This is a genomic window from Mesorhizobium sp. M1E.F.Ca.ET.063.01.1.1, from assembly GCF_003998155.1.
Taxonomy (GTDB): Bacteria; Pseudomonadota; Alphaproteobacteria; order Rhizobiales; family Rhizobiaceae; genus Mesorhizobium.
Genome location: NZ_RZSC01000345.1, coordinates 1 through 6,077, shown reverse-complemented (window position 1 = coordinate 6,077; position 6,077 = coordinate 1). Strand labels below are relative to the sequence as shown.

Sequence of the window (6,077 nt, the reverse complement as noted above, 5' to 3'; positions counted from 1 at the left end):
GTGTCTTCCTTGGCGTCGACCTCGCTGGTTTTGCCGTCGGCGACGCGCACCAGCGAGTAGAGCAAAGTCGGTTCTCCGCTGCTGCTGGTCATGGCGGCCGCCGTCGCTGGATCCGTCGCCTGGGCGATCAGGCCCTTCTGCATTGCAGTCCTCAGCGTCGCTTCGTTGAGGTCCGCTTCGGCCTGCTGCCGGCTGGCAGCCAGGTTGGAGTTGAGCGTATTGCGGGCATCGATGGCGTCCTGCTCGGCCTTGCTGATCGACTGCTTGGCGGTGAGGATGGCCGTTTCATAGTCCAGGATCTTACCCTGCAGGTCGGCCACCGATTGTTTCGAATCGAGCAGCCGCGCATTGGCGACCAGGCCCTTCTGCGCCAACGGGCCGATGCTGGTGAGCTGCTGCTGCGCGAGATCCACCTGCTGCTGCTGGTTGGCGATCTTCTTCTGCAGCGATTCGACTTCACCCTGCAGAACGCCTTTCAGGTCGTCGAGTGCGTCCAGCTTCAGCTTCAGCGCCTTCTGGTCGGCAGTGAGGATCTGCATTTCATCAGAGGCTATCGCCTGCACGCGCGGGTCGCCCTCCACCTCTTTCGGCACGTCGAAGCTCTCCTTGCCGGCGAGCTCGGCATCGATGCGGGCACGCTTGATGAGCAGCCGCAGCCGCTGGTCGTCATAGATGTCGAAACTACCCTTGGCCGTGACCAGGTCCTTGCCGAGCTGAGGGCCGTAGTCGGCACTGTGCCGGATGCCGCCGGCGATGCTGAGCGCCTTCAGCACCGTCAGGTCGGGCACATAGGGGAACTGGCCGGGGTTCTGCACCTCGCCTGAGATGTAGAACGGCCGGAACTGCGCCATTTCCACCGAGGCTTCGGGCTTGTCGGGCAGCGCCAGCTTGCGCTGCAGGGCAACCCCGATCGCCGCCGCGATTTCCGACGTCGTCTTGCCGGCCGCTTGCATCTCGCCGACGAAGGGCACCGAAAGCATTCCGGCAGGGCCGACCGTATAGTCGCCGTTGAGCGCCGACCAGTCACGGAACGTGCCGTCGACCGTCTGCCATTCGGCGACGCGGATGTTGAGCTTGTCCTGCGGGCCGAGACGATAGTCTTCGGCCGCTGCCATCTGCGGCGTCAGGAGAGACATCATAAGCGCCACAGCCGCGAATCGGCTGGGCGCCCTGGAAAGAAGACTGCAGGCGAAAGGCAGTCCGAAGGTGTGTTTTTTCAAATGAACGTTTCCGATCCGCTTTGGCCCCATCCGCCCGATGAGATCACTGCCGGATGCCTGCCCCGAGTTCGGCGGGGCAGGCCCGTCGGTCAATAGCTGCCGCGCGACATCCACACGGCAGGCACGGTCTTGACGATGATGCGAATGTCCTCGACCATCGACCAGTTCTCGACATAGTGGCGGTCGAAGGCGACGCGCGTGTCGTAGGACACATCGTTGCGTCCGCTGACCTGCCACAGCCCGGTGAGACCGGGGCGCGACTTCAGATAGTAGACGGCTGCGCTGCCATAGATCTCGAGCTCGTCACGAACCACAGGGCGCGGGCCGACGAGGCTCATATCGCCCTGCAGGATATTGATGATCTGCGGCAGCTCGTCGAGGCTGAGCTTCCTCAGCACCTGGCCGACTCGCGTCACGCGCGGATCGTTCTTCAGCTTGCGCGTCGCGAGCCATTCGGCATTGGCGTCCGGATTGGCGGCCAGATGCGCGGCGAGCACCCGCTCGCCGTCCTGGACCATGGTGCGGAACTTGAGACAGGCGAAGATCCTGCCGCCGCGACCGATTCGCTTGTGGCCATAGAAGATCGGGCCGCGGTCGGAAAGCTTGACCAGCAGCGCGACCATCAGGAAGAGCGGGCTGAGCAGAACCAGACCGGCCAGGGAACCGACGATATCGAAACTGCGTTTGAGCAGACCGCCGATGGGGGGTGGAAAATCAATGCCAGCCTGCGCAAAACCCGCATTGGCCGACTTGGCGACGTCCCTCATGCAAAAGCTCCATACGTTGAACGAATGGTTTATGGCACGATATCAAAAAAATGCTGCAGCGCAACACACAATTTCTCATCTGCGTGAAATGTTCGCGTCATGAATTGACTAAATAATAAACGTACCATGCCCAAATTTTCGCCTTTGTGGCGTGTTTATGACAAGATCAGAGAAATTTCAGGAAATGTAGTGCCGTTTTTAGGCCATTTTTGGACAGCGCGTTCTTTGCTGCAGGAGAGCGGTGGTTGCATGACGCGAGAATCACTCGCTCAGGTAAGTTATTCGCATTAAATACTAATTAATATTTTAGGTTCTACTGGCGCCCGATTCGGTCATTTGCGTAGGTGTCGGCGCAGCCGTGTGCGTCGCAGCATGGCAGAGTCGATCCTGCGAAATCATTGGATATTATTTGTGGTTGGCCTTGTCGCGGGACCCCCGCCTTAATAGAGTCGCAAATTGTTTCTGTCATAGTCTACGCGGGTTAGGAAGGCCGGAAGCAACCGGTCGAATTGGGCAGCCAGAAATAGCTTTTTGGCGGAACGGGGAGTTACGCGGGTGGGTAAGTCGCAGCTTTTGCATGCTCGTATCGGTTGAGGCCGACGATCATGTCTTTGCCAAAATTCATCGTCGGCATGATGTTCGCACTCGCGATCGTGATCGGCTGGTCCTATTTCGATGGAGCCTCGCTCGGCACCATCATCATGCGTGCCGTCATATGCGCGGTGATCATTCAGGCGGGCTATTTCCTTCTGGTCTATGCCATGATCGTCAGAAGCACCCCGACGACCGCTGACAAGCCGCGTGAAGCCGAGCGGGGCGTCAAGGTGGCCGAGGGCGAAAATCTAACCGCCAGGCGCGGCAGCCTCCGCTGATCTTTCGGCCTGCGCCGGGACCGGCGCATCGTCCGCCGGTGTTGCGGTTTCCGGCTCGGCTCGCTCGCCGGAGAGCATTCTGGCCAGCCGGCTGCCGGACTTTGCTTTCAGCCGCTGATATTGCCCGACTTCGACGATATGCCCGTTCTCGATGGCCACGACCCAGTCGGCGAAGGCGATCATCGACGGTCGGTGCGCGATGGTGAGGATCGTCATCTGGCCGCGCAACCCGTCGATGGATTGGGCGATCAGCGATTGGTTCTGCCAGTCCAGCGCGCTCGTCGCCTCGTCGAGGATGAGCAGCGAAGGCCTGCGCAGCAGCGCCCGCGCCAGCGCGATGCGCTGGCGTTCCCCGCCCGAGAGCCGGACGCCGCGGTCGCCCACCACGGTTTCAAGCCGCAGGTCGAGCCGCTCGACGAAGTCGGCCGCATGCGCCTTGCGCAGCGCCGCCCAAAGCTCCGCTTCGCCGGCCCGCGGCGCCGCAAGGCGCAAATTGGCGGCGATCGTGCCGTGCAGCAGGAACACGTCCTGCGGCACGTAGGCCACCTGATCGCGCCAGGTCCGTCGGTTCTTGGCGGTGATCTCGACGCCGTCCGCCAGGATCATGCCGGAGGTCGGCTCGAGCAGCCCAAGCAGCATGTCGGCGATCGTGCTTTTGCCCGAGCCGGACGGCCCGATCAGGGCCGTCACCTTGCCGGCGGGAAGGCCGAAGGTGATACCGCTCACCACCGGCCTTCCGTCGCCCCCTCCATCGCGGTCGCCATAAACGAACGAGACGTCGCGAATGTCGAGGCCGGTATCGAGCGAAAGCCTGGCGCCCTGTGCGGTATCGCCCGGCTCCGTCTCGCGCTCCGCATCGAAGCGCGCCTGCAGGGCCTGCATGGCGGTGTATGCCGGCAGATTGATCAGCACCTGCTGCGCCTGCGTCTGCATATCCATGAAGCGCGGCGCGACCCGCATGAAGACCAAGAGCAGCACGACGATTTCGGCAAGCGACAGGTGGAAGCGCACCAGCGCGATGTAGATGAACAGGCTGAGGCCGATCACGCTCGCAACCTGGAACAGCGCGGTGCCGATGGTGCTGTTGCGGACATAGGCGATGTTGTCCGCCTTCATCTTCTCCAGCGTCGCGCGGAGCTGCGCGAAATAGCTGGCCTCGACGTTCAGGCTCTTGGCCACCTTGATGCCGCCAAGGAACTCCGAGACCGTGCGGTACTGATCCTGGCGGCTGCCGGTCAGCACGCGGCCGTATGCGGTGGCGCGGGCACGGAAGGGCTGCAGGGCAACGAACAACAGCACGCCGACGAGGATGGCGAAGGACGTCATCACCGGCGAGATGAACAGCGACACCACGAGATAGCCCGCGAGCAGCAGCGTCGTCTGGGCAAGCATCAGCAGCGAGAAGGCGGCCGCCTGCACCCTGTCGATGTCGCCGGTCAGCGCGTGGTCGAGATCGGAGCCGCGCATGCGGGTGAAGACCCCCCAGCGCGCCTTGCCGATGCTCTCGAACAGGTTCATGCGCACGCGGTTGACGAAGTCGTAGAGCAGCCGCGCCATATAGAGCGACTTGAAGCGGGTGAACATCGCCTGCAGCGCCACCAGTCCGACGAGCAGGCAGAGCACCGTCGCCAGCGACAGCGCTCCGGCGGGCACAAGCCATTGCAGGGCGCCCGGCACCCGCACGGCGAAATCCTCGTCGGCATTGCCGATCAGATGCAGGAGCGGGATGAGCAGCAGGATCGAAAGGCCCTCGGTCAGGCTTCCCAGGATGAGGAAGGCCAGTGCCGTCAGCGTGCGTCGGCCGCCGAGATGCGCCATCACGGCGCCGAAGCCGGCGACGTCCCGGAAAACGGAGAGGCGACATTTCGAGGACCAGGCCATGCCTCTGCTCACCTTGCCTGCGTGTCGGCCGTCACGTCGTTCTCGATCAAGGCGACAGCCTCGCCGATCCGTTCCAGGCCTGCCGGCACATCGAGCCGGCGGACGCCTGTTTTGGCGGCAAGCTGCGCGCATTGGCTGAGATGCATGGATGCGAAATCGGCAACCAGCGCCTGCCGGCCGAACCGGGTGACGTAGGAGAACTTGATGATCGCCGGCAGGGCGCCGGCGCCCGGCAGCGGAGTGATCGCCGCCCGCTCGCCGCGCTCCAGCACATAGATCCGGGCCGCCGGCACGGCTTCGCGGGCAAATCCGTCATGCAAACGATGCTGCGCCTTGTCGATCTGCGGATGCACCTGCGGCCGCACCTCCGCTTGTCCGATCCTGATGGCGTCGGCGGCATCCGTTGCAAGCTTGAGCTGCGGGAAACCGGGCAGGATCATCGGTTGGCTTGGATCGGACAGGTCAAGCGCCACGACATCGTCGGTAAGCAGAAGGTGACCGGCGCGGATCATCGCGCCCGCCGTGGTCGACTTGCCGGCGCCCTTGTCGCCCATGAAGATCACGCTTTGGCAACCCACGGCGATCGCGCTGGCATGCAGGACCAGCAAGCCGCGCTGATGTAGGGCGAGCGCCAGCACCGGACCCAGGAGCGGGAAGGCCAGCAGCGGATCGTCGACGCCCGGCGCCGGATCGACATCGATCCTGGAAGCATCGCTGATCAGGAAGGTGCCGACGGCTTGCCAGGACAGATATTGGCGCGTCGGCTCGAAGCGGAAGGCGGTTCCGCCTTCCGTGGCGGGCCTGGCAAAGTCGACCGGCCCGACGGCGATCACGATATCGGGTGCCGTGGGCGCGGCTGGCTGCAGTTCCCGCAACGCCACATCCGAGCCGATCGTCAGGCCATAGGCCTTGTAGAATCGGCGGATGCGCCCGCGCCGGGCTTCGGGTCCAGCATCGGTTTCTGGCCCGGTGGCCGGCGCGGCGGCTGAAACATTCATGCCGGGTTCCTCGCCGGCTGGATCTGCCGCAGCCAGAGCGACAGCGAGATCGAGCGCCAGACATATTGCACATCGAGCGGCGCGGCCTCGTCCGGCTTATCGAGCAGCCGCGCATAGGCGGCGTTGACCTCGCCCAGGTTGACGTAGGGCGCGATGCGATCGCCATCCGACACCAGCATCGCGTCCATCAGGTCGCGATGGTGGCCAAGCATGCCCTTGACCAGGTTGGCGGTGAAATCGATCTTGTCCCGCCGCCACTGCACCGCCGGCGGCAGCACGCCCTCCATCGCCCGGCGCAGCACGTAGCGGCCGAAGCCGTTATGCAGCTTTTCCGCGCCG

The 6,077-nt window shown here is 63.7% G+C and carries 6 protein-coding genes; 1 reads left to right on the top strand and 5 read right to left on the bottom strand.

Annotated elements, in window-relative coordinates; translation table 11 throughout:
• Both EOA29_RS21945 and EOA29_RS21940 read right to left on the bottom strand, forming a co-directional pair.
• Window positions 1–1,136: polysaccharide biosynthesis/export family protein (locus EOA29_RS21945; RefSeq protein WP_348628912.1), on the bottom strand; the 1,136-nt coding region annotated here is incomplete at its 3' end.
• Window positions 1,137–1,309: 173 nt separating this feature from the next.
• Window positions 1,310–1,987 (bottom strand): sugar transferase, encoded by a 678-nt coding sequence (locus tag EOA29_RS21940; protein ID WP_126090568.1) that lies wholly within the window; start codon window positions 1,985–1,987, stop codon window positions 1,310–1,312.
• 605 nt (window positions 1,988–2,592) lie between these two features.
• Here EOA29_RS21940 and EOA29_RS21935 point away from each other — a divergent pair.
• Entirely contained in the window at window positions 2,593–2,859 is a 267-nt protein-coding gene (locus EOA29_RS21935; protein ID WP_126090567.1) for an exopolysaccharide production repressor exox, read from the top strand.
• On the opposite strand, the gene EOA29_RS21930 is transcribed toward EOA29_RS21935, so the two are convergent.
• From EOA29_RS21930 to EOA29_RS21920, 3 genes are all read right to left on the bottom strand, one after another.
• A complete protein-coding gene (locus EOA29_RS21930; RefSeq protein ID WP_126090566.1) occupies window positions 2,830–4,740 on the bottom strand; it encodes an ABC transporter ATP-binding protein in 1,911 nt (636 codons plus the stop codon). The two genes, EOA29_RS21935 and EOA29_RS21930, sit on opposite strands and share 30 nt — an antisense overlap.
• 8 nt (window positions 4,741–4,748) lie before the next feature.
• The gene (locus tag EOA29_RS21925; RefSeq protein WP_245468510.1) at window positions 4,749–5,738 is read right to left on the bottom strand and encodes a serine kinase; all 990 of its coding nucleotides are present in this window, start codon (window positions 5,736–5,738) and stop codon (window positions 4,749–4,751) included.
• Window positions 5,735–6,077, bottom strand: a 343-nt coding sequence (locus EOA29_RS21920; protein ID WP_245468509.1) for an asparagine synthase-related protein, incomplete at its 5' end; no start/stop codon positions are given. The genes EOA29_RS21925 and EOA29_RS21920, both read right to left, overlap by 4 nt.